This is a genomic window from Kitasatospora sp. NPDC057965 (genome assembly GCF_042887135.1).
In the GTDB taxonomy this organism is placed as follows: domain Bacteria; phylum Actinomycetota; class Actinomycetes; order Streptomycetales; family Streptomycetaceae; genus Kitasatospora.
This window is the reverse complement of sequence record NZ_JBHVPZ010000002.1, coordinates 310,360-335,750: the sequence shown is the minus strand read 5'-3', so window position 1 is coordinate 335,750 and position 25,391 is coordinate 310,360. Positions and strand designations below refer to the sequence as shown.

Here is a 25,391-nt window from a genome sequence, read left to right as displayed (position 1 = left end):
CCTGATGGATCGTCAGTTCCTTGGCAACCATCGATCGTTGGGCTCCGTCCGACGCGGGCCCGACGGGACGGGACGACGGTCGGTGCGCGATGCGCCCGGGACTGACACCGTGCCGGGCGGTGCGCTATCTTCCGTACGGAATCGCCCCGTTGGGGCGGGGTTGCCGACCGGGTGGGGGCAGGCACCATGCACAGCGCGCGCGACGTCACCGGATCCGACGGGGGGCCGGGCAGACCCGACGGTGCCCCGGTCGCCCGCTTCGTCCGCGGTCCGTTCAGCGGGCTCGACGCCGCGGACCTGCGGGAACTCGGGCGGTTGGGCACCCGGCGGGTGTACGCCCCCGGCGAGGCCCTGATGATCGAGGGCGAGCCGGGCGACCGGGCCGCCCTGCTGCTGACCGGCTGCGTCAAGGTGGTCGCCACCACCGAGGACGGTGGCGAGGCCCTGCTCGCCGTCCGACTGCCAGGTGAACTCCTCGGTGAACTGGCCGTGCTGGACGGCGAACCGCGCTCGGCCAGCGTCCTCGCCGTACGCACCAGCACCACCCGCGAGATCGGCGGCCCCGCCTTCCTCGACTTCCTCGCCGACCGGCCCGCCGCCGCCCTCGCCGTCCAGCGCTCGGTCACCCGCAAGCTCCGCTCCGCCACCCGCCACCGGGTCGACGCCGGCCACGGCACCGGCCTGGCCCGGCTCGCCCGCACCCTGCACACCCTGCTCGGCTCCTACGGCGCCCCCGGCGAGGACGGCCTGCGGATCGACATCCCGCTCAGCCACGCCGACCTGGCCGCGCTCGCCCGGCTCTCCCCCGCCAGCGTCGAACGCTCGCTGCGCACCCTGCGGGACCGGGGCGCGGTCCGCACCAGCTACCGCGAACTCGTGGTCCGCGACCCGGATCTGCTCGCCCGGGCGGCCGGTGTGCCGCTCCCCGCGGACGGCGGTGGCCGGTCATGAGCGACGCGGTGGCGCCCCGGCTGCGCCGGATCTGCCTGGTCGTCGACATCGAGGCCTACAGCGGCAGGCCGTACCGGGTGCAGCAGAAGGTCCAGGAGCGGCTGGACCGCGCGCTGGACCACGCCTGCGGCCGGGCCGGCGTCGACCGGGCGCGCTGCGAGGCCCAGGACCGGGGCGACGGCCAACTGCTCCTGCTGCCGCCCGACGTCGACGAGGCGAAGGCGCTGCCGGGCCTGGTCCTCGGCCTGCGCGACGCGCTGCACACGCTCAACCGGGCACCCGGGACCGCCGGGCGGCTGCGGGTGCGGGCGGCCCTCGCCCAGGGCGGGGTGCAGCGGGCGGCGCTGGGCTTCGTGGCCCGCTCGGTGGAGACGGCCTGCCGGCTGCTGGACTGCCAGGAGGCCCGGGCCGCGCTCAAGGGCGCCCCGGACACCGACCTGGCGGTGGTGATCGCCGACGACCTGTTCACCGACACCGTCGCGGCGGGCGCGGACGGCGTGCCGGTCGAGGAGTTCACCGAGATCACCGTGGCGATCCCGGCCAAGCGCTTCGAGGCGCGCGCCTGGGTGGGCACGCCCCGCTCGGGCGCGCTGGTGCCGATGCCCTCACCCGCCCCGGCCGGCTCCCGCCGCCGGGCGGCGGGCTCGGCGCTGCTGCGCGGGCTGGGCGACGCGCTGGCCGGCGCCGCCCTGGGCGTCACCCCGCCGCACCACCACGACGACGGCCACCACGGCCACCACGGCCACCACGGGCAGCCCGACCAGGACGCGCACCACGACCGGGACCACCACCACGGGCACGACGACGGGCACCACCCGGACCACCACGACGACCACTGGCAGCACCACGACGGCTACGACACCGATGCCTGGTCCACCGACCCGCACCACCACCACGACCCGCACCACGACGACGCCGGAACCCCGTACGACGACCACCACGACCCGCGCGGCCACCAGGACCACCAGGACCACCACGGCCACGAGCCGCCCGACGACCCGTCGGACCACTGGGGGCACGGGCCGCACCACTGAGCCGGTCGGCCGCCCGGGTCGGTGGCCGCTCTTCGGCTCCGAACAGCCGCCGTCCAGGCGGTTCCCGTGCGCCTCGACGGTGACGGCCTTCCCGGGCCGACCGCCGACGCAGGAGCCGGCGCCCGGGATGCCGGGCTGGAAGGGCACCCCGCCGCCACCCGAGACCACGAACCGGGCGCTGTTGCGCGGATAGCCGAGCGACTCCAGGAAGCCCCTCCCGGAGGCGGAGATCGACGGCGACCGCCGCGTCCTCGACCGGCCGGTGGCCCGGGACCCGGACGCGTAGCCACGGCCGGCCTTCGGCCTGCGGCCCCTCGTCACCGCAGGGGGCCGAGGTCACCGTTGACGACGGTCTCGGTGATCAGGGGGCGGCCGAAGAGCGCGAGGATCTCGTCCGCCAGCGCCATGACGGGCCGCGTGCCGTTCCTGCCGAACGTCCGGATCGCGGCGGCCGAGAGGCCGCGCGGAACGGCCCCGGCGTCGAGCAGGGCGCGCCAGTCCTCGGGCGCGAGTTCGAGGAACTCCAGCCCGGTCAGCGCGGCGATCTCCAGCGGGTCGGCCAGCGTGCCGGGGTAGGCGCACAACGTGCGCAGCCGGGGCAGGCCGACGACGGGGGCGAGGCTCAGCGGCGCACCGGTCCACGCCCCGATCTGCAGGACCTCCAGCGCCGGATGGGCGGCCCCCTCGACGCTTCCGATGCTCCGGTCGTGGACGATGGCCCTGAGCGGTCGCTTGTCCCCGCGGTACCCGGTGTTCCAGCTCCGCTCCGGGCCGAGGACCAGGCCGGTGAGCGATTCGGCCCACAACGACGCTCCGACGCTCTGCTCGTGGTCGAGCACGATCACCTGGCCGAGGTGACCGCGGGGGCCCGGCGTCAGGTCGACGGCGACCTGGTCCCCTCCCCCGGTGACGCCGATGACGATCCATCCCGGGGAGCCGACGAGGTCCTGCACCGCGTCGTCGGGCCCGGTGAGAGCCGCCTCCATCGCCGCGTGCTCCCACTGGAACGACCAACGGTGGGACAGGTGGGCGACGTCGAGGTGTTCCGGAGCGACCGGTTCGAAGCCGAGCGTCGCCACGAGGCGCCGGCCGGCCTCGGGGTCGGCCAGCCAGTCCTCCCACCCCGCGCGCGTCACCCGGTAGAGCGCCTTGACCTCCTCGGGCAGCGGAAGGCCCAGGCGCTGCTCGGCGGCGGCGATCTCCTCCTCGGTGGCCCCGATGGCGTCCGGCAGCCGTTCGCGAAGCGTCCGTTCCAGCAGTGCCGCGTCCGCCGACGGGGCCGGGCGGGCCCCGTCCGACGGCTCGGGCAGACGGCGCCACGGCTCGGGGACGGCGCCCTCGACCAGGGTCAGCGCGCCCACGGCCCTGCCGATGCCGGACACGGCCGCCGGACCGTGGTCGAACAGCCGCAGCACCGCCGCTCCGTCCGGCGGGATCTCCGCGGTGAACTCGATGTCGCTCACTCCGGCCCCGACGAGCGTGTCCCGCACCCGCTCGATCGCGTCGTGCTCCGCCTGGTTGTCCGACACCAGCATGGCCCGGCCGGGCTGCGGGTAGCGCCACTTCACGGGCACGCTGTACGAGCCGCGGCCGATGCTCCCCGCCACCTGGCCGCCGGGCACGGCCAGGGTCTGCGCGTGCGCGGCCCGCAGCAGCCGCAGCAGCGGCTCCCAGGTCCTGAAGTCGTACAGCGAGGACAAACGGGCCTCCGATGAGTGCGGTGATCGCGGCGTCCGCGATTGTGCCCGCCCCCTACGACAACCCCCTCGACCGGCGGATCCTCGTGAGGTCGGGCCTTTCCTTCGAGACGGCCGGATCGGGTGGAACTCCGTCCGCCGCATCCTGGCAGTCCCGGTCGCCGTGCGGACATCCCACGATCCTGGGAGGCACCGGTCCTGCGGCGCCCGGAACCGCGCTGACCCTTCGTCATCACACCTTTGGACGAGGGCAGATGGAGCCCGGCGCGGCCGTGCGCCCGGAGCCCCGTCCTCCTCTTGACGGCGGCGGGCCGTGTCCACCATGGTGTGCACCACTCCCTCGCACCGCTGCCCCATCGGAACCCCCACCCGGAGACGGCATGCGTGCACCCGTTCACCCCCACCCCGCCACCCGCCGGCGCGGACGCGGCGGACTGTCCGTCGGCCTCGCCGTCGCCGCCCTCACCGCGGCCGCCTCGACCGTCGGCCTGGCCGTCACGGCGGCCGATCCGCTCCCGAGGGTCGACCTGATCGTCAACGGGGCCTTCGACTCGTACCCCTGGATCTGGACGTGCGACCCCGAGGTCCGGACCAGCAGCATCCCGCACGACCACTACGTGTCGGGTGCGCCGACCGCCACCGGCAACGCGCGATGCGCCCAGCGGGTGCGGGTCCAGCCGAACTCCGACTACACGCTCTCCGCCACGGTGCGCGGCGCGTACGCCTTCGTCGGCGTCACCGGCGCGGCCGGTGAGAACGCCTCCACCTGGTCGAGCCAGAGCAGTTGGAACAACCTGTCGGTGCAGGTCACCACCGGACCGGCCACCACCGAGCTGACCGTGTACTTCCACGGCTGGTACGAGCAGGCTGCCTACGACGTACGGTGGGTGTCCTTCGTCGGCCCCGGCTTCGAACCGAGCCCGTGCGGTGAGTCGGCCACCCCGTCGCCGACGGCGACCGGCCCCGCGACCCCCTCGCCGTCCCCCACCTGCCGGCGTACGTACATCCCCTGACGGCCGACCGCCCCCACCTCGCATCGGAGGATGCCATGCGCTCGTTCCGCCCCCGCCCTCGGCCCCGCCATGCCCATCGCGGCAGCTCCGTCGGCGCCGCCCTCGGCGCCCTCGTCCTGGCCGGCACCGCCGCCCTCACCGCGCACGGGACCGCCACCGCCCAGCCCGCGCCGCTGGACTGGATCCAGAACGGCAACTTCCGCTACCCGCTCTCCCTGGGCTGGCACTGCCAGGGCGAGTTCGTGCAGACCGGCCAGGTCGTCGAAGGCCGCCCCAGCGGAACGGACTACGCCGGCTGCACGCAGACGGTACCGGTCGTGCCCGACACCCGGTACCAGTTCTCGGCGTACATGTCCGGCCCCTACACCTTCGTGACCATCTCCGGGACCGGGACGGACACCGGGACGGTGACGCTCTGGGACAGCGGGACGACCTTCAAGTCCCTGGCCACGACCCTCCTCATCGGCGACTCCCGGGAGGTCACCGTCACCTTCCACGGCTGGTACGGACAGGGGCCGTACCAGGTCAGCCAGGTCCAGATGATCGGGCCGATCTACCCGAGCGGGTGCGAGTTCCCCACCCCCACCCCGGGGGTGCCGGCCCCGACCTCCACCAAGCCCTGCATGCCCCGCCCGACCACGCCCCCGACCGGCCCCGGCGTCCCCACACCCACACCCACCGCGCCCTGACGGGAGCCTTCCCACGGCGCGCGTCAGGCGGGCGGGGTCGCGAAGTAGACGCCCTCGCACAGTTCGCGGGCGATCCGCGCGTAGCGGCCGACGTCGCGCAGCGGGCCGTCCTCCAGGCGGCGCCAGTCCCGGACCGCCCGTGCCGCCGCCCGGCGAAGGTCGGCGGGGCCGGTGTCGTCGGGCAGGCGCAGCCGGGCGGCGGGGGTGCGGCCGGTGGCGAGGGCGATCAGGGCGGCGGCGGTGTCCTCGTCGAGTTCGAGCCGCTGCCCGGCCACCGCGGCCAGGGCCCGGGCGAGTTCGTGACGGCGCAGTTCCGGGTGACCGCGCAGCTCGCCGATCCGGGTGCGGGCCTCCCGCAGGACGTCGGCGGGCAGGCCCTCGCCGGAACCGAGGGCCGTCTCGACGGCGCCCAGCGCGGCGGCCGAGCGCAGCGCGTCGGCGGCGTCGACGAAGCGAAGCCGCAGGTGCTCGACGACGGCGGCGATGCCGGAGGCCGCCCGGAACTCGGCGAGCAGGGCGGCGGCCCCGATCGGGCGCCCCTCGGCCCGGGCCCGGCGGGCGGCGGTCAGGGCGGTGTCGATGCCGTGGACACCGAGCAGGCCGAGCAGCCGTTCCCGTTCGGGGCGGGTGAGCGGCGCGTCGTCCCAGTCGAGGAAGCGCCGGCCGGAGTAGAGGGCGTGGCGCAGCGCGCCGGCGGGGGCCTCGGCGAGTCGGCGGACCAGGGCGGCGTCCGGTTCGGTGAAGTCGTCGCCGAGGGCGGTCTGGGCGAGCAGGCCGACCACCGGAAGCACCTCGTCGACCAGTCCGGCGAGCCGGCCGGCGTTGGTCGCGGCGACCTGCCGGGCGCGCGGCCAGGGGTCGCCGTGGCCCTCGCCGAGCAGGTCGATCCGGCTGAGCACGCCGACGGCGTTGAGCGCGGTCATCCGGCCGTCGGCCTGGGAGCGCAGGGCGCCCAGCGCCTCGGCGTCGCCCGCGCCGGGGTGCGGCATGACGTAGATCATCGCATCGGCGCGGGCGAGGGCGTCCAGCGCGGGCTCGTCGAGGCCGCTGAGCGAGTCGAGGCCGGGGGTGTCGACGAGCACGCAGTCGCCGGCGGGCCGCAGCCCGGCGGCCTCGACGACGACCTCGGCGATCCGGTCGGTGCTCACGCCGAGGTCCCGGGGGTCGCGCGGCAGACCGCCGGCCTGCCAGTGGGCGGTGCCGTCCCGCTGCCGGACCTGGATCCGGTTGAGCCGACCGGGCCGGAACCAGGCGACCACCGTGGTGCACTCGGTGGCGGCCGAAGCGGCGAGCCGCCGGCCGAGCAGGGCGTTCACCAGGGTGGACTTGCCCGCGTTCATCCGGCCGCCGACGGCGATCCGCAGGGTGCGCTCGGCCAGCCGTTCGTGGACCGCCCGGACCGCCTCCGCGGTCGGCCCGGGCGGCAGCCTGTCCGCCAGCCCGGCGCAGAACGCGGCCACCACCGGGGCGAGTTCCGCGTCGGGCGCGGGGACGGTCACCGCCTCACCGCCCGGGCGGGCGCGCCGGCCGGCGGGGCGGTGCCGCGCTGCTCGCGGTCCAGCAGTTTCGCCAGGCGCCGGGCCGGGCGGCTCAGTACGGCCAGCTCCTCCTTGCGCTCGCGCAGCTCCTCCTCCCAGTACTTGAGCCGGTTGGCCGCGCTCTCCACACCCTTGAACCAGGAGACCAGGCTGTCGACGCCGTTGGCCTCCTTGCGCAGGTCCTTGACGAAGCCCTTGGCCGTCTCCAGGTGCCCCGCCACCTGCCGCTCCTGGTGGCTGAGCAGGGTGGACAGGCACCACAGCACCGGCACGGCGACGCCGCGCGGCGAGGGTCCGCAGGAGACCGCGACCGCCGTCCCGCGGACCCGGCCGCCCTCGGCCACCAGCTCCTCCAGCGGGCCCATGGCCGCCCGGGCGCGGGCCCAGTCGGCCGGGTCCCTCACCAGGTCGGCCTTGGTGTAGGCGAGCACGACCGGCAGCGGCGTCTGCTGTCCGTCGACGGCACGGTGCAGCAGGACGACGGTGCGGCGCACCTCCTCGTGGGAGTCGGGGTCGGTGGCGAGGCGGTGGGCGTCGGCGAAGACGACCACCGCGTCCGCGTGGGTGAGCCGTTCCAGCAGCTGCGCGGTCTCCGGGTCGTCGGCGGCGGAGCTGGTGAGCGCCCCGCCCCGGTAGTCCGTCCACGCGAAGCCGAGGATCTCGCTCCGCCCGTATCGCAGGCCGGCCGTCAGCTCGGTGCGCCGCGAGGACGGCGGCGGGTAGACACCTTTGCCCAACCGGCGCCCGGTGGAGGTCAGTTCGTCGGCGATACGGCGGTCGGCGGTGACCAGCCGGAAGCCCTTGCGGTCGCTCGCGAGGTGGGTGAACATCGCGGCCAGGTAGCTGCTCTTGCCCGCGCTGCTGTGGCCGAGGGCGACCACCCGCAGGTTCATCAGGTCCATGCGGTCAGCTCCGGTACGGGTCGGGTGTGCCGGGGGTGGCGCCGAGCGCGTGGGCGAGGGCGAGGCCCTCGTCACGCAGGGCGGTGAGCGAGCCGATCCGGCGCTTGGCGCGGTCCCGGGCGGCGCCGAGGTCGGCCGCGGCGGTGGCCAGGTTGCGGCGGTGGTCGGCGAGTTGGCGCTCCAGCCGGAGCCGCTCGTCGGCGATCGCCTGGTCGAGCGCGACGGCGAGCCGGTCGGTCAGTTCGTCGACGTGGGCGGTGATCTGGGCGGGGATCTCGGTGCTCAGCTCGGTGAGCACCCGGTTGAGGTGGCGGGTGGCGTCGCCGCGCACCCGGCCGAGCTCGGCACGCTGGCGACGGCGGCGGGTGAGCACGGCGAGCATCGCGTAGCTGGCGACGGCGGGCAGCAGCACGCTGCTGGTGACCAGGGCGACCACGGTGCCGAAGGTGGCGGCGGTGCCGACCGACGGGATGACGCTCTCGATCACACCCAGGGCGCCGCCTTCCCGATGGGTGGAGTGCACCATCTCCGGCAGCGCGGCGCCGCGTTCGGCACGGATCAGGGCGCCGCCCTCGACCGTGGCGAGCTCCGTTCCGGGCCGTCCGGCGGGCCCCCGGCCGGCATCCGGCCGTCCGGCGTCGAGCACCGTGGCGCACTCGCTCCGCACCCGCTCCTCCAGGACGACCAGACCGCGCCGGGCGGCGTTGTCCAGCTGCAGCCAGACCGCCTCCACCTGGGCCTCCAGTTCGGCCGGGAACTCCTGGGCCAGAGCGGCGGGTTCGGCGGTGGCGATCTTCGCCTCGGCGAGCTGGCGGACGTCGTTGAGGCTGCGCCGGAAGCCGAGCTGGAGGGTGTTCTTGAGATCGCGGGCGCCGGTCGACAGAGCGCGCCGCCACTGGGCGCTCTCCGGCTGGAGCAGGCGCAGCCCCTCCTCGGCGCGCTCCACCTCGGCGGCCAGGGTCGGGTCCTGCTGCAGCGAGCGCAGGTGCAGCTCCTGGTCGGCGAGCGGGGCGGCGAGCGCGGCGAGACCGACGTGCACCACGTTGGCGAGCCGCAGGTCGGCGGCGCGGGCGGCGATCCGTCGGCGCAGCAGCGCGTCCAGCGGTTCGAATCCGCTCTCCTCCAACAGTTCTTCCGCGTCCTGGAGTTCGCCCGATCCGGCGGCGTCGGCGGCGTCCCGACGGGCCCGGTTGCTGACCGGGAACCAGGGGGCTTCGGCGTGCCGGGGGGCGTGCCGGGCGAGCAGTTCGCGGTTGCGTTCGAGAACGGCGGGCCAGGCGTCGTGGCTGTCGGTCTTGGTGAGCACGAAGACCGTCTCGGCGGTGCGCTCGGTCGCGCGGGCGAGGAAGTCCAGTTCGGAGCGCGTGAGTTCGCTGGATCCGTCGACCACGAAGACCAGCGCGTCGGCGTTCTCCAGGGCGGCCAGGGCGAGTTGGGCGTGGCCGCTGACCAGGCCGCCGACGCCGGGGGTGTCGACGAGTTCCAGGCCGGCGGCGAGCAGCGGGACGGGCAGTTCGACCTCGACGTGGTGCACGTCGAGGCGGTGCGGGCGGCCGGTGGCCGGGTCGACGGCGGCGTACTCGGCGATCCGCTCCAGCGGGATCGGTTCGGGGGTGCCGAGGGTGCCGGGGGTGCCGGGGGTGCCGTCGGGCGGATTGGGGCCGGGCAGCAGGAAGGCCTCGGCGCGCGGTCGTTCACCGTGGCGGACGACGACGTGCACGCCGGTCGCCACGTCGGCGTCGACCGGGAGGAGGTCCCAGACGCCGACCAGGCTGTTGATGGTGGAGCTCTTGCCGCGCTTCTTCTCGCCGACGACGACCAGGGAGGCGGCGCCGGCGGCGGCCCGGGCGGCCTCCGCGCGGACGCGCCGGGCGCCGTCGGCGGCGGCCTCGGTGCCGGTGCCGGTGCTGCTGCCGGCGCTCCGGCCATCGTCGGGGGTCTCGGCGGCGGCACGGGCGGCGCGTTCGAGGAGGTCGGCGGTGCGGGTCGCGAAGTCCAGCACGCGGGCGCGGGACGGGGCTTCGGGGCGGGGCCGGGTCATGAGGGCTCTCCCGTGGCGGGGTGGGCGGGGTCGGCGGCCGGGGCCGGGGCCGCCGGTGCGACGGGCGGCGGTGCGACGGGCGGCGGCTCGGGCTCGTCGTCGAACTCGCCGAACATGCCCGACAGGTTGGCCTCCTTCGGGTCGACCGACCGGGTGCGCCAGCGCGGCCGCTCGTCGGTGCCCGGACGGGGCGCACCGGGCCCGGGCTCGCCGCCGAACGGCGCCGGGCGCGCCGGTCCGGAGCCCGGCTCGCCCAAGCCGTCGTACGGGTCACGACCGGTGGCCGGGTACGGGCCCGCCACCGGGTACGGGCCCGCCGCCGGGTGCGGCGCGGTGACCGGGTGCTGGCCGGGCGGAGGCTCTCCGCCGGGGCGCTTCCCGGTGGCCGGCCGGTCGGCCTCCGACCGCCCCCGGCGCTTCGGTGTGGCGTCCCGGCGCTCCGGTTCGCCCTGCCCGGCCTGTTCCTGCTCGGGATCCTCCGACCAGAAGGCGTCGACCACGGCCCTCCGGAGCTTCCCCAGGCCGCGCGCCCCTCGCACCCACCCGGACGAGCCCGGCTTCGCCTCCGGCCCCTGCTCGGGCTTCGGCCCGAACTGCGATGGCCTCGGAGGTGTTGGCGGCGCGGGCGCGAGCGGGGGCGGGGGCGGGGGCGGCGGGGGTCGCAGCAGCTCGTACCCGCGGCAGTCCGCGCTGGTCAGATGGGTGATCCGCCCCGCGTCGGCGTCCGAGCGCCGCCGCCAGCCGGTGACCAGCACGCACCTGCCGAGCCCGGCCACGGCCGCCGCCCAGAGACCGGGGGCGTCCGCCTCGGGCAGCAGGTGGCTCCCCGCCGGATGGGCGGGCCGCCAGGCCGGCGGCAGCAGCACCGGAGCCGCCGACCCCGCGGCCCCGGGCGTCCCTTCCGCGCGCTCCGCGTGCTTCGTGTACTCCGGCCAGGGGGCGGCGACCGGCCGGGTGGTGCGCGGCTCGGCCTCGTCCCGGCCGACCGCCTCCCAGGTCGGGGCGATCCACTCGGTGTAGACCGGTCCGGCCCAGTCGGCCAAGTGACCTGCCAGCTCGTCGAGTTCGGGGATCCGCCCACCGGTGCCGGCCGACCCGGGCCGGTACCAGCCGACGAAGCCGTACAGCGGTCGCCCGAAGCGGTCCTGCACCATCACCCGGCTGATCAGGCCCAGCTCGCAGGCGACCCCGATCAGGACGCCCCGGCCGTCGCGGTGCAGCAGGAAGCGCGGGCCGTACTCCAACCGGATCCCGCCGGCGACGGCGGCGCGCACGGCGTCCCCCACCGGCCCCTGCCGGTCGACCCCCGCGGGCAGCGCCCGCCACCACTGGTCGACCCGCAGGGTCCGCCCGTAGACGACCGCCGACCAGCCGCCGGGCGCGGCACTCCCCGCCGTTCCGGCGTCGGCGGCGGCGCGCTCGGACTCGGGCCCGTGGTTCGTCGCACTCGTCATGGCATTCGTCCGTCCGTCAGTCCTCGGTTCCACGGCCCGTCCATCCCGTCCCGCCCCGTCCTGTCCGTCCCGCCCGTCCTGCCCATCAGTCCGTCAGCAGCCGGCCGTCGCGGAAGATGGCGACCCCGCGCAGTTCCTCGTCCAGCTCCCGGCAACGATCCTGGGCCCGCTCCAGGTCGGCCGAGGTCGCCGAGCTGCTCGCGACCAGCCGGTCGATCTCCTGCCGGGCGCTGGTCTTCTGCGCGCCCTTGAACAGTCCGCCGAACAACCCCTGGCTGAGCGCGGCCAGTTCACCGCGCGAGGCGTCCAGGCTGTCGGCGAGCCGGCCCATCTCCTGCCGGTTCCGCACGATGCCCTCGCTGAGGTAGTGGCGGAGGCTGAAGATGATCGGCAGGTGGAGGTTCTTCGGGGCGATCCGGCTGGCGTCCACGGTGGCCTGGGCCGCCGCGCCGAAGTTGCCGAGCTGGACGGCGCAGAGGGCCACCGTGACGCCCTCGGCGTCGTCGCCCCCCAGCACCGGGACCAGCCTGGGGAAGTTCCGGCCGGCCGTCTGGAGCGCCTCGGAGGCCCGCAGTCCGGTGCGCTCGGCCAGCAGGTCCGCCTTGGTGAGCAGCACGGTGACCCCGGGGACCGGCTCGCGTTCCGCCAGGCGCTCGCTGAACACCCGGGAGATCGCGCGGCTGAAGCGGGAGATCTCCATCGGGTCGTCGTCCCGGTCGAGGTTGCCCGGCGCGCCGTGCTTGATCCACTCGGCCACGTGCTCGGAGTCCAGCGCCAGGATGATGCTGTCGGAGCGCATCAGCCGGTCCTCCAGCAGCGCGACGTCCTCGGCGGCGTTGCGGCGGTCCAGGGCGGCGTTGCCGCGGAAGTCGACGCAGTCGATCTTCATGAGGTCGCGCATGCCCCGGCGGAACACGAACTCGTAGGAGATCGGCCGGTCCGAGGTGGCCTTGGGCATGGTGCCGGTGCGGCGCAGCCGGGCCCAGTCCTCGGCGAGGTCGAGGTCGAGGTCCGGGTCGGTGGTGTAGAGGTAGTAGCCCTGCACACCCATGGAGAGGCGGTTGTACATGCCGTGCAGGTAGGCGGTCTTGCCGGAGCCGCTGGCGCCGAGCATGGTCATGGTGAGGGTGGGAACCGTCATGGTGCGCTGTCCTTCGTCTCGCGGGGTCGGGGGTGGCGCTGTTCGGTGTCCAGGGGGTGGGGCGGGTGCTCGCCCGCTCGGTGGGCGTCAGAACGAGAGGACGTCCGCCAGCAGTTCGCCGAGCCGGTCGGCGGGCTCCACCAGCGGTTCCAGGCGGGCCAGTTCGGCGGCGGCCCGGGAGCGGTCGCGGTCGCGGATGGAGGCCCAGGACGGCTCGTCCTCCCACCAGCTGCTGATCCGGTCCCAGAGGGTGTCGCGCTGGTCGGCGAGCCGCGCCGAGGCCATCAGCCGCTCGATCGAGGCGGACAGCTCCATGGCCCGGCCGATGATGCCGAACCTCAGCGTCCACAGCACCGGCAGCGCCACGCCCTCCGGCTCCGGTCCGCAGACCAGCGGGATGAACGCCCCCTGGATGTGCCGGGTCTCCTGGACCGCCTCGATCAGCGGGAGGAACGGGACGAAGAAGCGCTCCTCCGCGTCGGGGGCGCCGAGGTCGACCAGGTCGGTCTTGGTGAGCGCGATCACCAGCGGGGTAACGCTCTCCTCGCGGTCGGTGACGGCCTGGTGGACGCGGACGACGAGCCGGCGGACGTCCTCGGCCGCCTCGGGGTCGGTGTCCAGACGCAGGGCGTCGACGAAGAGCACGATGCCGTCCGCCGCGACCAGGTCGTCGTGCAGTTGGGCGGCCTGCCGGCTGGAGCGGCGGTGTTCGGTGAGCGCGCCGCCGCGGTGGTCGGTCCAGCGGAACGGGAAGATCCCGTCGCCGTCGTGGCAGAGCACGAACTCGTAGCAGCGGGGCCGGTCGCTGGCGCGGGGGTAGCGACCGCGCAGGATGGCGCGCGCGTCGGCGAGCAGCGAGCGGTGGGCGTCACGGTCGTCGGTGCGCAGGGTCATGCCCTCGACCCCGTCACACATGGCGGCGTACATGAGGGAGAGGTAGCTGGTCTTCCCGGCCGCACTGTGGCCGAGCATCACGATGTCCATGCGGTTCCTCGCGGCTCTCGCGGGTCCTCGGGCGGGGCGGTCCGCGCTCGGACCGACTGTTTCCGGACCGGCCGTTTCCGGACCGGCCGCTTTCGGGGCATGGCGGGGCAGGGCGGGGCCAGGCAGGGTGAGGTGGAGTGACTACGGCGACGTGGACGGCAGACGTGCTCAGAACCAGAGTTCGGGATCGACCTCGTCCGGGTAGTGGGCGACGGTCCAGCGGCGGGGGCCGTCCGCCGACGCGGCTTCCCGCGCGGCCTCCTCCCCCGCATCCGTTCCGGTGTCGGCGCCGGCCGGGGCGGGCGGGTCGGTGAGTGCGCCGAGGGCCACGGCGGCCTTCGGGTCGGCGGCCAGGTCGGGGATCCGGCCCAGCCGGGTGGCGACCAGGTCGGCCACCGGCGGCGTCCTGCTGGCCGCGCCGCAGAGCACGACGGCTCCCAGCTCGGCCGGGGTCAGCCCGGCCCGGGCGACGGTCCGCTCCAGCAGCTCGATCGAGGCGGTGAGCGCCGGGGCGACGGCCGCCCGGTACTCGCCGCCCTGGACGACGAACGGCTCGGGGTAGCCCGGCACCGCGAGGTACACCGTGCCGGTGCTCGACAGGGACTCCTTGGCCAAAGTCAACTCGCGGGCGAGCTGGGCGCGTTGATGGGTCGAGGTGGGCGTCCGATCGGCCCAGAGCCGCTGCCACGGTTCGGGGTCGAGGTCCAGCGCCCGGTCGCGGAGCAGTTCGAACAGGGCCTGGTCGAGGTCGCGGCCACCGAAGTCCGGGTCCCCGGCCACCGCGACGGCCCGAAGCCCGCCCCCTCGCGGCGCAGCACGGCGGTGTCCACGGTGCCGCCGCCGAGGTCGTAGACGGCGATCGGCCCGGCGCCCTCCGCCTGGACCTCCGCCGCGTGGAAGCGAGCGGCGGCCACCGGCTCGGGCAGCAGGTCCGGCGCGTCCAGCCCGGCCAGCCGGGCGGCCTCGACCAGCCGGTCCAGATCACCCGGGGACCAGTCGGCCGGGTGGGTGAGCACGGTGCGCGCCGGTTCCGTCCCGCCACGCTGCGCCCGCGCCTCGTCCGCGGCACGGGCGAGCACGGCGGCGGCCAGCTCGACGGTGGCGACTTCGCCGCCGTCCAGCAGCACGGCCGACTGCCGGAGCAGCGCCCGCTTGGGGTGCAACTCGGCGCGTTCCGGCCGCTGGGCGGCGAGTTGGACGGCGGCCCGGCCGGTGAGCAGCCGGTCGTCGTCGTCCAGGCAGACCAGGGACGGCAGGTAGCGGCTGTTCTCGATCTCGACCGCCGCCACCGCCGCACCGGACGCCGCCGTGCCGGACGCCACCGCGCCGGACGCCGCCGTGCCGGCCTGCTCGACGCGTACGGCCGCGGTGGTGAAGCAGGTACCGAAGTCGATCGCCAACGACCAGTCAGACACGTGACCTCACAGGTGAGTTGCTTCGGCGCACGGGCGCACGGGCGGAGCGGGAAGTCGGGCCTCCGGCACCCCCGCCAGGATGGTAGGGCCCCGGGGGCAACTGTGGAGAAATTCGGCACATCTTGTAACAATGGCATGGCCATTGCCGGTTGAGCACGGCCCGGACGCGCCGGGTGGCACCCCGCTCCCCCGGGCCGGGGTGCCGCGACCAGTCTCGGCGCGGCGTTCGACCGAAACACCGTCAGGTGACCGAATTCGCGCAGCTCCTTATCGATTCGCCCTCTCGACCGGTCCGTGCAAGAGTCGGAACCGGACAGCGCGGGACACACCGCCACCCCGCGCAGGGAGGTTCCGATGAGCACGCCCGGCCCGACCACCGTCCCCGGGGCGTTCGCCACCGCTTACGGCGCCAACGGCCCCGCCGAACGCCGCTGGATCCGCGAACTCCCCACGATCGCCAAGGACTTCCTCGACCGCTGGACGCTGAGCCCGGACGGTGCGCCCGCCCACGGCATGGCCTCCCTCGCCCTACCGGTCCGCCGCGCGGACGGCTCGCCGGCCGTGCTGCGGCTGCACCACGTCCGCCCCGAGACCGCCGGAGTGGCGGCCGGACTACGCGCCTGCACCCAGATCGCCATCGCCACCACCCTCCTACTCCACCGCAGCGGATAGCCCCCCGTAGAGCTGCACAGGAAGTCGGCCCACCCGACTTCCTGTGCAGCCCCACTCCCCACCCAAACCCGGCCACACCCCTCCCACCACCACGGCACACCCGATCCGGTCCGCATCACGGTGCCCTTGGGCTCCCGGTCGGCAACCTGCCGATGAAGCAGACGGAGCGTCGGCGCAACCTTGATGGCGGGCGGACCGCCCCGGCGGCCGCGCCCGCCGGGGCAGCCCGCGCGGGCGTGGACCGGGCGCGCCGGGCGCGCGCCAGCTTCTCTTCCATCGGCCACCCGGCCGTGGGCCGGAACCGGCCGGGTGACCGACCGGTTGCACTCGCGTGAACCACGTCCGCCGCGCCGTTCGCGGTACCGCACTTTTCGTCACCCGTATCTGCTCCGCCGTCGAGCGCCTCGACGCCCGCGCCGACGCCGCCCTGCGGGCTCGGCTGCGCCCGCTGGTCACCCGCCTTGCCGGTCTGGTGCAACGGATGGCCGCCGCGAACTGCAGCGACGCCCTCACCCGTCACCTCCCCTGCCGCACCGCCCGCGAGCGCACCCCCGACCCCTCCGGAGCCACCGACCCGTCACCGCTCGACGACTGACCGACGACTGGTAGACGGCCGAGCGGTACCTCGGCACGGACGAGGGCCACCGCCCGCGCCACCCGGTGGCGGTGGCCGCCGAACGGGCCGGGCGCGCCCTCGCCGCCCACCTCTCGGTGCCCTTCCACTTCGCCTCCCCGGACTCCCCCGACGACGAGGCGCCGCGCCGGCGCCCCTGATCCACGATCGACGGCCCACCGTGCCCGGCGTGCCGGAGCCGGGTGGGAGCGGGGCGGGCCCGTACGGTCGGCGCATGCTCTTCGGCCTGCTGGCGGCGCTGGCCGCCGCTCTGCTCACCGGGTCCGCCACCGTGCTCCAGGCGGTCGGGGCCCGCCGAGCCGCGGCCGGGCAGCGGCCCGGCGGGGCGGCCGCGCTGGCGGGGGCGTTCCGGCAGTGGCCGTTCCTCGCCGGGGTGGGGATGGACATGCTCGGGTTCGGCGCCGAGCTCCTCGCGCTGGACCGGCTGCCGCTGTACGAGGTGGAGGCGGTGCTCGCGTCGGCGCTCGCGGTGACCGCCGTCGGCGCGGCCCGAGTGCTGGACGTGCGGCTGCGGCGCAGCGAGTGGGTCGGGGTGGCGGCGGTGTGCGCGGGGCTCTGCGTGCTCGCGGTCAGCGCGGGGCGCGACGGCCCCGGCCACGGCACCCCGGCGCTGCGGCTCGGGACGCTGATCTGCTCGGTGCTGCTGATCGGCGCGGGCTTGGCGGCCGTGCGGCTCGGCGGGAGTCGGCGGGCGCCGCTGCTGGGGCTGGTCGCCGGCCTGCAGTTCGGTGTGGTCGGCGTCGCCGTGCGGGTGCTGCCGGACGCCCGGTTCCCGGACCTGCTGACCGAACCGGCCGCCTACGCCATCGTGTTCGCCGGGCTGGGCGGGTTCGCGGCGCTGACCTGGGCGATGCAGAACGGGTCGGTCACGGCGGCGACGGCCGCCATGGTGCTCGGCGAGACGCTGGGCCCGGCCGTCGTCGGCGTGCTGCTGCTCGGCGACCACACCCGCCACGACCTCGAACCGCTCGCCGTCCTCGGCTTCGCGGCGGCGGTGTTCGGGGCGCTCACCCTGGCCCGCTTCGGGGACGCCGAACAGCCCGCCACCGCCGGGGCGGCGACCTGACGGCGTTACGGCGGACGGGCCGCACCCGATCACGGAGCGGTTCCGGTCCCGGCGGCTGCGGTTGTTCCGGCGGCCGGCCGGGTAACCCCGGGGCGGGACTGGACGGGGCGGGGGCCACCGGCACGGAGGGGACGACCATGGCGCTCCACTGCGAACTGTGCGGCAGTCGCACCGACGGCGCCGAGCGGCTCGGCCGCTACTGCCCGGGCGAGTACTGCGGCACCGATCTGCGGGCCGGTCCGGACGCGGGTGTGCGGGCCTGGTGCGAACCGCCGCGCCGGTTCGGGACCGTCGGCGGCACGGTCCTCCTGGACCTGCTCGTGCACAACGCCGGGCCGCAGCCGACCGGCTTCCGGATCGACCCCGTCGAACCCCTCCGGGGGCGGCTGGACTTCGACCGGCGGGCCGTCGAGGAGCCGCTGTCCTCCGGCGCGACCCGCCGGATCGAGCTCCGGTACACGGTGCCGCTCGACCTGGTCGCGCTGGGCCCGGACATCGCCTCCCGGTTCGGCGTTCCCGGCGCCGGCGCGGCGGGGCGGGTGCAGGGCACGCCGCACGCCCGATCGGGGTGGCGCTGCGGGTCGCCGCGGTGCCGGATCGCCTGGGCGCGGCCTGCGCGGCGTTCGCGGTGGACGTGCCGAAACGCCCCGCGCCGCCCGGGCGACCCGCCCACCCCGAGCGTCCCGGGGCCGCCACCGACGGACGCCCGTGGGACGGGAGCAGCACCGGGGAACACCACAGCGAGCAGCCACCCGGCCGGCGGCCGGGCGGCTGCGGGCCCCTGGCGCTCGCCGTCCTGGTGGTCCTCGTCGCCGGCTTCGTCGCGCTCGCACTCATCCTCGTCCTCGGCGGGAGCCCCGGAACGACGTCGCCCCGCCCGGAGCCCGCGAAGGTCGGCCCACGGCCCACCGCCACCGATGGAAACCTGCTCTCACCCCCATCTTGACGTGGCGTCGGCTCCGCCGGGCGCCTCGGGATGCGACATGTCGGTGGAAGGTGCTTGCATACGGGGCATGTCTGACGATCTGCATGTCGATGGTGCCGGGACCCACCCCGGGGAGGTACCGGGGAGCCCGGGGGCCGGGACCTCGGAAGCCGCGGCCGACCGGCCCGCCTCCGTCCCCCCGGAGGCCGAGTTCGTCGAAGAGTGGGAGCTCTCCAAGGGCAGCCCGAAGCTGCCCGCATGGGCGGTCGGAGAGCGCGACGGCGACGCGCTCACCGGCCGGTGGCAGCTGTGGCGCACCGACGGGACGCCGTTGGAGGAGAGCGACTGGCGCGCCGGCAGGCGCCACGGCACGCTGCTGCGCCACCACGACGACGGCACCCTGGCCGTCCGTGCCGAGCACCGCGACGGCGTGCCGGTCACGGTCACCGGCCACCGCTGCGACCACCCGAGCAGCGACCCGTTCTCGTTCGACGGCCTGGACCCGGTCCTCCGTACCGTGGTCCAGGAGTACGACGAGCAGGGCATCCGGATCCGTCAGGCCTGCTTCGCCGCCGACGGCACCGAGGTGACCTTCGAGGGCGGGCCGGTACCGGAGCGTCCGGCCGGTGTGCCGGAGCCCGCCACCTTCTGGCCGGACGGCGAGTGGTCGGCGCCCCGCTGGCGGCAGGACGGCGTCCTCCAAGGCGTGGCCCGGCACTGGACGGGGGACGGCGCGGCGGACCGGCTCGTCTACAACCGCGACGGCAGGGAGATCGCCCGCTTCCCCCGGGGCGACGCCAAGGCCTCCCCGCTGATCGAGGCCGCCCGCGACGGCGACGCCGCGTCGGTCGAGCTGTGCCTGGAGGCGGGGCTCGGCGCCTCCCCGGGCGCGGCCCGGCACGCCGCCTTCGAGGGGCTGCCGGAGCTGGCGTTGCGGCTGCTGCGGTCGGAGCCGGCCGAGGCCGGGCAACTGGCCGAGATACGGACCCCGCCCGCGGTGCCGTCCACCGGCGTGCCCGAGGACGCGGTGTGGGTGGCGGGCCTGCTCGCGTTCGTCGACGGCGCGGTCGACGGGACGACCGGGGCGGCGGTCGGGACGTGGCGGCTGTGGGAGCAGGCGTGGGAGAGCACCTGCGACACGGAGGGGCCGAGCTACTACGAGCCCGACAGCTTCTACCACGGCTACGAGGAGGCCGACTTCGCCGACGGCCGACAGGTGGAGCGCAGGAGGTACCTGAACTCCGGCAACCCGTACCGGCTGAAGCGCTACCGGCCGGACGGCACCCTGCTGTTGGATCGCGAGTACCAGGACGGGGTGCCCAGGCGCGAGCGCGAGTGGCCCGCGGACGGCAGCACCGTCCAGCGCCGGTTCCACGCCGACGGCGCCCTCCGTGCCGAACGCACCGAGCGGGACGGCGTCCTCGTCACCGAGCGCTGGTACGGCGCCGACGGCACCCGGAGGGCGGACGTCACGCCCACCGACGTCACGGTCGACGGGGCGGCGGTCGAACGGTGGCGCGCCGTGGACGCGGCCGGGGCGGTCATCGCCGAGGGGTACGTCGAGCCCGGCATCCGCGGCGGCCCGGTCGGGGAATGGCGCGTGTTCGACACCGGAACCGGAACCGCCGACACCGACGGCAACGGCAGCAGCAGCGGCAGCGGCAGCACCGAACCGGGAACCGTGACGTTCGACGGTCTCGACCTCGCCCGCGACGAGGACCTCGGCACGGCCGCCCGCGCCCTCCACACCTGGCGCACGGCGCCCGTGCCGAGCGAGCTGCACGGCGTCGAGGAGGTGCCGTGGGACGAGCTCGAAACCTTCTACGGCGACCCGGAGGATGTGCCGTTCCTGCTCAAGGGCCTGGCCGTCGACGACCCGGAGGCCTTCCACCTGGCCCTGGGACAGCTGTCCGACCTGCTGCTGCACCAGCACACCATCACGGCGGCCACCGGTCCGGCGTTCCGCTACATGGCGGCGCTGGTCGGCCGCGTCGACGATGCCGGACCCCGGCCCGCGCTGCTGGAGTTCCTGACCGACATCGCGACGCGTGACGGCGGCCTCGAAGCCGCCCGGGAACTCAAGCGCGTCCTCGCCGGTCTTCCCGCCGACGGCACCGACCCGGCCGAGCACTTCGCCGACCACGGCGCCGAGTCCGCCTACCACGAGGTCTACACCGTGCTCGCCGACACGGTTCCGACCTGGACCGGCCAGGCCGCCCACGAGCAACCCGGGATCCGCCGCCGGGCCGTCGTCCTGCTCGCCGCGGCGCCGGGCGAGGCGGCGGCGAGGGCCCTGCACGAGCGCCTCGCCGTCGAGCCCGAGCCCCGGATCCGCGCGGAGATCCTGCTCGGCCTGGCCCTGCACGAGGCCGGCCCCGACACCCTCCGGGCGCTGGAGCGGCACCTCGCCGACGACGATCCGCTGCTCCGCTTCTGTGCCGCCCTGACCTGGGTGCGCACCCACCGCTCCCCCGCCCGTCGCGGCGCCAGGCCGCTGGTCGAGGCGCTCCGCGGCGAGCTGGACGCCGCCGGCTTCGCCGACCTGCACCTCGGCGCGGGCGACCCGGCCACCGACGCGGCCACCGCTCTGGCGCTCCTGCCCTCCGAGCAGGCCGAACCCCTGCTGGCCGAGCTGTGCGCAGTCCTGGACGAGGTCACCGCCATCGCCGCCGTCTCCGTCGCCAACGCCCTGCTCGACATCGTCTTCCCGACCGAGGCCTACGACGACGGCGAGCCGCTCACGGGCGCGCAGCGCACCGTGATCCGCGCGATCGCCGACAGCACCAGGGCCTGGGAGTTCAAGCTCAACCTGTGCGAGGTGCTGGACGTCAACGGCCTGCCGCGCGAGGCCGACGAACTGCGGACCCTCGCCGACACCGCGCCCGCCGCCACGACCGGCGCGACGGGCGCGGAACCGGACGAAGCGCCGTAGCGCGGGTCCGAGCGCCTGTCCCGGGTGCGGCCCCGCTCCCGGGACGGGTGGCGGGGCCGCAGCGGGGCCGTCACCCCGTCCGCCAGGCGCCCACGATCCAGAAGACCGCGAACCCGGTCCACAGGATCATGAAGCCCCAGAGCAGCAGGGGTCCGCCGAACAGCGCCATGGAGCCGAGCATTCCGACCCCGAAGGCTACGAACAGCCAGCCGAAGTTGGGGAAGGCGATCAGGCCCGAGAGCCGTCCGCTCACCGCTCCCCACGCGCCCGCCGCCAGGATCAGGCAGCCCAGCGCGATCCACACCAGGACCCCGCTCTCCGAGGAGGGCGCGTAGGAGTGCGTGTGGCCGCGCACCTTCAGTGCCACCACCTCGTCGTGCCACAGCCGGACTTCGGCGGGGTCGCCCTCGCGGACCTCACCGTACGTCTCCGACGAGACGTCCAGCCAGGCGATCCGGTCGGGCCACTCGACCTTCACCTCGTAGTACGGCGTGCACGAGGTACCGCCCACGCCACCACCGGTCTCCGCACCGCCCGCGCCGCCACCGCCGTTGGAGGTGCAGTGCTCGCCCTTCCGGCGGTCGAGCACCGTGACCGCCCGGCGCCCCACGCACTCCGCCCCGTCGGCCCCTTTCCCCTCCTGGCTCCCGACCTCGCAGGCCGACGCGGCGCGGTACACCATGGTCGCCCGGTACCCTTCGGCGACCTCCTGACCGCAGAGAAGGACTCCCCACCCGGCCGCGAGGACGACCAGTCCGCGCAGCCAGCCGGGCAGCCGCCCGTCGTACCAACCCCGCCCGTACCCCCGGCTCTTCACACCCTCGTGATTCCCCACGGGCGAAGCCCGTATGCGGCGCGCGCGGAGGGTGAGGTCCTCCCCTCCGCAGCCCGGAGCCGCGACTACAGACGCTGCCGGTCGCCCGACTAGGCTGCCTCCGCGGATGATCACACCGAGGGGGCGGGATGCTGACGTACCAGGACCTGACCGGACCGGAACGGCGGGTGTGGGACGCCTGCGCCACGGGCGCGGCGGTGGACCTGCGCAGCGGCGACCCGGCCGCGGACGACCCGGTCGGCGGAGCGGCCTGGGGCGACGCACGCACGGTGCGCGCCGAGGTGATCACGACCGCCCTGCTCGGCGGCGCCGGACCGGTCGGCCCGATCCGGACGCTGTACCTGATCGGCGCCCGCGTCGCCGGGCGCCTCGACCTGCGTGGGCTGGCGGCGGCCGGTGAACTCCGCCTCGAAGGCTGCCACTTCGAGGAACAGGTGGTACTGCGGGACGCCACGCTGCGCTCCACCAGCCTGAGCCGCTGCCGGATACCCGGGCTGGACGGATGGCTGCTGAAGGTCGACGGCAACCTCTTCTTCGAGAACTCGGTCCTCGACGGGCGGCTGACCCTCACCCGGGCCCAGATCACCGGCGAACTGCGGCTCAGCGGCGCCCGGCTCACCGCCACCGAACTGCTCGGCGCCGACGGTGCCGGCGGTGCGATCCCGGTCCCGGACCCGGCGCGCGCCCCGAGCGTCTGGGCGCTGTGGGCGGGCGGCCTGGTGATGGACGGCGGCTGCTTCGCCCGCGGCGGGTTCCACGCCCGCGGCGGCCTACGGCTGGTCGGCGCCCGGTTCAACGGCGGGCTGTTCATGGAGCGGGCCCGGATCGACAACCACGGCGGCGACGCGTTCACCGGCGACGACCTCACCGCCTCCACCCTCGTCCTCGCCGGCGGCTTCACCGCCAACGGCTCGGTCCGCCTCCCGGGCGCGGCGATCCGCAGCCGGCTCTCGCTCGACGCCGCCGTGCTGGACGGCTGCGGCGCGGTGGCCCTGGACGGAAACCGACTGACCGCCGGCGACCTCCGGCTCACCCCGGCCGCCCTCCCGATCGGCACGGTCGACCTCCAGGACGCGCAGACCGTCGTCCTGCACGACAACGAGCACAGCTGGCCGGCCGACACCCGCCTGGACGGCTTCACCTACACCTCCCTCCAGACCTCCACCCCCGCCCCCGAACCCGTCGCCCGCCGACTGGCCTGGCTGGCCGCGCTCCCCGGCTACTCCCCCCAGCCCTACGAGCAACTCGCCGGCTGGTACCGGAGGATCGGCCACGACGACGACGCCCGGCGGGTGCTCCTGGCGAAGCAGCGCCGTCGCCGTCGCACCCTGGGCGCGCCCGGCCGGCTCTGGGGCCGGCTGCTGGACGCCACCGTGGGCTACGGCTACCGCCCCTGGCAGGCCGGGCTGTGGCTGGCCGGCCTCGCCCTGCTGGGCACCCTGGTCTTCCGCCACGGCACGCCCCACGAGGTCAAGGCCGGCGAGAGCGTCCCGTTCAGCCCGCTCGTCTACACCCTCGACCTGCTGATCCCCATCGGCGGCCTCGGCCAGCGCACCGCCTGGTACTGGACCGGGGCCCAGCAGTGGTTCGGCTACTCCCTCATCGCCCTCGGCTGGCTGCTCACGACGGCGGTCCTGGCGGGCATCAGCCGTACGCTGAACCGTAGTTGACCCGCCGCTGACCGAACACCGGCCCGCGGCCCCGGCGGGTCACCCACCGGGGCCGCGGCCGTCGCGGTACGGCGCGGATCAGCCGTTCGCCGGACCGGCGGCCAGCACGCCGTTGACCAGGGTGCGCGCCTCCTCCTGGACCCGGGCGAGGTGCTCGGGGCCGTGGAAGGACTCGGCGTAGATCTTGTACACGTCCTCGGTGCCGGACGGACGGGCGGCGAACCAGGCGTTCTCGGTGCACACCTTGATGCCGCCGATGGCCGCGCCGTTGCCCGGGGCCTCGGTGAGCACGGCGGTGACCGGCTCGCCGGCGAGGTCTCCGGCCGTGACCTGCTCGGCCGACAGGCGGGACAGCAGCGCCTTCTGCTCGCGGTCCGCCGGGGCGTCGACGCGGGCGTAGGAGGGGGCGCCGAAGCGGTCGGTGAGGTCGCGGTAGTACTCGCTCGGGGTACGGCCGGTCACGGCGGTGATCTCGGCGGCGAGCAGGGCGAGCAGGATGCCGTCCTTGTCCGTGGTCCACACCCCGCCGTCACGGCGCAGGAACGACGCGCCGGCCGACTCCTCGCCGCCGAAGGCGATCGAGCCCTCCAGCAGGCCGTCGACGAACCACTTGAAGCCGACCGGCACCTCGACCAGCTCGCGCTTGAGGTCGGCGGCGACCCGGTCGAGCATCGAGGAGGAGACCAGCGTCTTGCCGACGGCCGCGTCCGCCGGCCACTCGGCACGGTGGCGGTAGAGGTAGTCGACGGCGACCGCCAGGTAGTGGTTGGGGTTCATCAGGCCGCCGTCCGGGGTGACGATGCCGTGCCGGTCGGCGTCGGCGTCGTTGCCGGTGGCGATGGCGTACTCGTCACGGCGGGCGATCAGCGAGGCCATCGCGGCGGGCGAGGAGCAGTCCATCCGGATCTTGCCGTCCCAGTCCAGCGTCATGAAGCGCCAGGTCGGGTCGGTGGCCGGGTTGACCACGGTCAGGTCGAGGCGGTGGGTCTCGGCGATCCGGCCCCAGTAGGCGACGGACGCGCCGCCCAGCGGGTCGGCGCCGATCCGCAGGCCGGCCGCGCGGACCGCGTCCAGGTCGAGGACGGAGACCAGGTCCTCGGTGTAGGCGGTGAGGTAGTCGTGGCGGCCGGTGGTGGCCGCGGCCAGGGCGCGCGCGTACGGGACCCGCTTGACGCCGCGCAGGCCCTCGCGGATCAGGGCGTTGGCGCGGTCCTGGATCCAGCCGGTGGCCTCCGAGCCGGCCGGGCCGCCGCTCGGCGGGTTGTACTTGAAGCCGCCGTCGCGGGGCGGGTTGTGCGAGGGGGTGACGACGATGCCGTCCGCGAGCGACTGCGGGCTGCGCCGGTTGTGGGTCAGGATCGCGTGCGACACGGCGGGGGTCGGGGTGTAGCCGTCGGCGCTGTCCAGCAGGACGGTCACGCCGTTCGCCGCCAGCACCTCGACCGCGGTGGCCCGGGCGGGCTCGGACAGCGCGTGGGTGTCGGCGCCGAGGAACAGCGGGCCGGTGATGCCCTGGGCCGCCCGGTACTCGCAGATCGCCTGGGTGGTGGCGGCGATGTGGTCCTCGTTGAACGCCGCGTCCAGCGAGGAGCCGCGGTGGCCCGAGGTGCCGAACGCGACCCGCTGGCCCGGCTCCTCCGGGTCCGGGTGCAGCGTGTAGTACGCCGTCACCAGCCGCGCCACGTCCACCAGGTCGCCCGGCTGCGCCGGCTGCCCGGCCCGTGCGTGTGCCATCGTCTACTCCCACTGGATTTCTCGCCGTGCGCCGGACCGCGGCCCGGCGCTTCCTTGCCCCGTG

20 protein-coding genes and 1 pseudogene are annotated in these 25,391 nt (G+C 75.5%); 10 read left to right on the top strand and 11 right to left on the bottom strand.

What is annotated here, in order from left to right; genetic code table 11:
• Positions 1-186 precede the first annotated feature (186 nt).
• A complete protein-coding gene (locus tag ACFVVU_RS03445) occupies positions 187-951 on the top strand; it encodes a Crp/Fnr family transcriptional regulator (RefSeq protein WP_387788198.1) in 765 nt (254 codons plus the stop codon).
• Positions 948-1,985 (top strand): hypothetical protein, encoded by a 1,038-nt coding sequence (locus tag ACFVVU_RS03440; protein ID WP_387788197.1) that lies wholly within the window; start codon positions 948-950, stop codon positions 1,983-1,985. The genes ACFVVU_RS03445 and ACFVVU_RS03440 overlap by 4 nt, the downstream gene beginning before the upstream one ends.
• 317 nt (positions 1,986-2,302) lie before the next feature.
• Here ACFVVU_RS03440 and ACFVVU_RS03435 read toward each other — a convergent pair whose 3' ends face one another.
• Complete coding sequence (locus ACFVVU_RS03435) at positions 2,303-3,685, bottom strand: SMI1/KNR4 family protein (RefSeq protein ID WP_387788195.1); 1,383 nt, start codon at positions 3,683-3,685, stop codon at positions 2,303-2,305.
• A 377-nt stretch (positions 3,686-4,062) separates the two neighbouring features.
• On the opposite strand from ACFVVU_RS03435, the gene ACFVVU_RS03430 reads away from it, so the two are divergent.
• Both ACFVVU_RS03430 and ACFVVU_RS03425 read left to right on the top strand, forming a co-directional pair.
• Positions 4,063-4,695, top strand: a complete 633-nt coding sequence (locus tag ACFVVU_RS03430; RefSeq protein WP_387788193.1) for a hypothetical protein — start codon at positions 4,063-4,065, stop codon at positions 4,693-4,695.
• A 35-nt stretch (positions 4,696-4,730) separates the two neighbouring features.
• Positions 4,731-5,384, top strand: a complete 654-nt coding sequence (locus ACFVVU_RS03425; RefSeq protein ID WP_380682990.1) for a hypothetical protein — start codon at positions 4,731-4,733, stop codon at positions 5,382-5,384.
• Between the two features lie 23 nt (positions 5,385-5,407).
• Here the strand turns inward: ACFVVU_RS03425 and ACFVVU_RS03420 are convergent, their stop codons facing one another.
• The 8 genes and pseudogenes from ACFVVU_RS03420 to ACFVVU_RS03385 form a co-directional block, all read right to left on the bottom strand.
• Positions 5,408-6,883 carry a dynamin family protein gene (locus ACFVVU_RS03420; protein WP_387788191.1) on the bottom strand — a complete coding sequence of 492 codons (1,476 nt, stop codon included), beginning with the start codon at positions 6,881-6,883 and terminating at the stop codon, positions 5,408-5,410.
• Positions 6,880-7,824, bottom strand: a complete 945-nt coding sequence (locus tag ACFVVU_RS03415) for a hypothetical protein (protein ID WP_387788189.1) — start codon at positions 7,822-7,824, stop codon at positions 6,880-6,882. Before ACFVVU_RS03415 ends, ACFVVU_RS03420 begins: the two co-directional genes overlap by 4 nt.
• Positions 7,825-7,828: 4 nt before the next feature.
• A complete protein-coding gene (locus ACFVVU_RS03410) occupies positions 7,829-9,865 on the bottom strand; it encodes a dynamin family protein (protein WP_387788187.1) in 2,037 nt (678 codons plus the stop codon).
• The gene (locus ACFVVU_RS03405) at positions 9,862-11,319 is read right to left on the bottom strand and encodes a hypothetical protein (protein WP_387788185.1); all 1,458 of its coding nucleotides are present in this window, start codon (positions 11,317-11,319) and stop codon (positions 9,862-9,864) included. The genes ACFVVU_RS03410 and ACFVVU_RS03405 overlap by 4 nt, the downstream gene beginning before the upstream one ends.
• 85 nt (positions 11,320-11,404) lie before the next feature.
• On the bottom strand, positions 11,405-12,460 hold the full coding sequence (locus ACFVVU_RS03400; RefSeq protein ID WP_380686551.1) for a hypothetical protein: 1,056 nt from the start codon (positions 12,458-12,460) through the stop codon (positions 11,405-11,407).
• 87 nt (positions 12,461-12,547) lie between these two features.
• Positions 12,548-13,444, bottom strand: a complete 897-nt coding sequence (locus tag ACFVVU_RS03395) for a hypothetical protein (protein ID WP_380686549.1) — start codon at positions 13,442-13,444, stop codon at positions 12,548-12,550.
• Positions 13,445-13,612: 168 nt separating this feature from the next.
• On the bottom strand, positions 13,613-14,224 hold the full coding sequence (locus ACFVVU_RS03390) for an Hsp70 family protein (RefSeq protein WP_387788184.1): 612 nt from the start codon (positions 14,222-14,224) through the stop codon (positions 13,613-13,615).
• A 41-nt stretch (positions 14,225-14,265) separates the two neighbouring features.
• A pseudogene (locus tag ACFVVU_RS03385) lies at positions 14,266-14,571 on the bottom strand (Hsp70 family protein); the annotation flags it as partial.
• Between the two features lie 642 nt (positions 14,572-15,213).
• Between ACFVVU_RS03385 and ACFVVU_RS03380 the strand changes: the two are divergent.
• The 5 genes from ACFVVU_RS03380 to ACFVVU_RS03360 all read left to right on the top strand — a co-directional run bounded on the left by ACFVVU_RS03380 (position 15,214) and on the right by ACFVVU_RS03360 (position 21,088).
• On the top strand, positions 15,214-15,531 hold the full coding sequence (locus ACFVVU_RS03380; RefSeq protein ID WP_387788182.1) for a hypothetical protein: 318 nt from the start codon (positions 15,214-15,216) through the stop codon (positions 15,529-15,531).
• A gap of 331 nt (positions 15,532-15,862) precedes the next feature.
• Entirely contained in the window at positions 15,863-16,126 is a 264-nt protein-coding gene (locus tag ACFVVU_RS03375) for a hypothetical protein (protein WP_380686543.1), read from the top strand.
• A 253-nt stretch (positions 16,127-16,379) separates the two neighbouring features.
• Positions 16,380-17,231, top strand: coding sequence for a hypothetical protein (locus ACFVVU_RS03370; RefSeq protein ID WP_387788180.1), 852 nt, complete (start codon positions 16,380-16,382; stop codon positions 17,229-17,231).
• 589 nt (positions 17,232-17,820) lie between these two features.
• Entirely contained in the window at positions 17,821-18,177 is a 357-nt protein-coding gene (locus ACFVVU_RS03365; RefSeq protein ID WP_387788179.1) for a hypothetical protein, read from the top strand.
• A gap of 67 nt (positions 18,178-18,244) precedes the next feature.
• Positions 18,245-21,088, top strand: coding sequence for a hypothetical protein (locus ACFVVU_RS03360; protein WP_387788178.1), 2,844 nt, complete (start codon positions 18,245-18,247; stop codon positions 21,086-21,088).
• A gap of 70 nt (positions 21,089-21,158) precedes the next feature.
• Here the strand turns inward: ACFVVU_RS03360 and ACFVVU_RS03355 are convergent, their stop codons facing one another.
• Positions 21,159-21,905: a hypothetical protein gene (locus ACFVVU_RS03355; RefSeq protein WP_387788177.1), complete on the bottom strand. Its 747-nt coding sequence runs from the start codon at positions 21,903-21,905 to the stop codon at positions 21,159-21,161.
• A 146-nt stretch (positions 21,906-22,051) separates the two neighbouring features.
• On the opposite strand from ACFVVU_RS03355, the gene ACFVVU_RS03350 reads away from it, so the two are divergent.
• Positions 22,052-23,593 (top strand): oxidoreductase, encoded by a 1,542-nt coding sequence (locus ACFVVU_RS03350; RefSeq protein ID WP_387788176.1) that lies wholly within the window; start codon positions 22,052-22,054, stop codon positions 23,591-23,593.
• Between the two features lie 78 nt (positions 23,594-23,671).
• Here ACFVVU_RS03350 and pgm read toward each other — a convergent pair whose 3' ends face one another.
• Entirely contained in the window at positions 23,672-25,327 is a 1,656-nt protein-coding gene (gene pgm / locus ACFVVU_RS03345; protein WP_380686695.1) for a phosphoglucomutase (alpha-D-glucose-1,6-bisphosphate-dependent), read from the bottom strand.
• Positions 25,328-25,391: the final 64 nt, after the last annotated feature.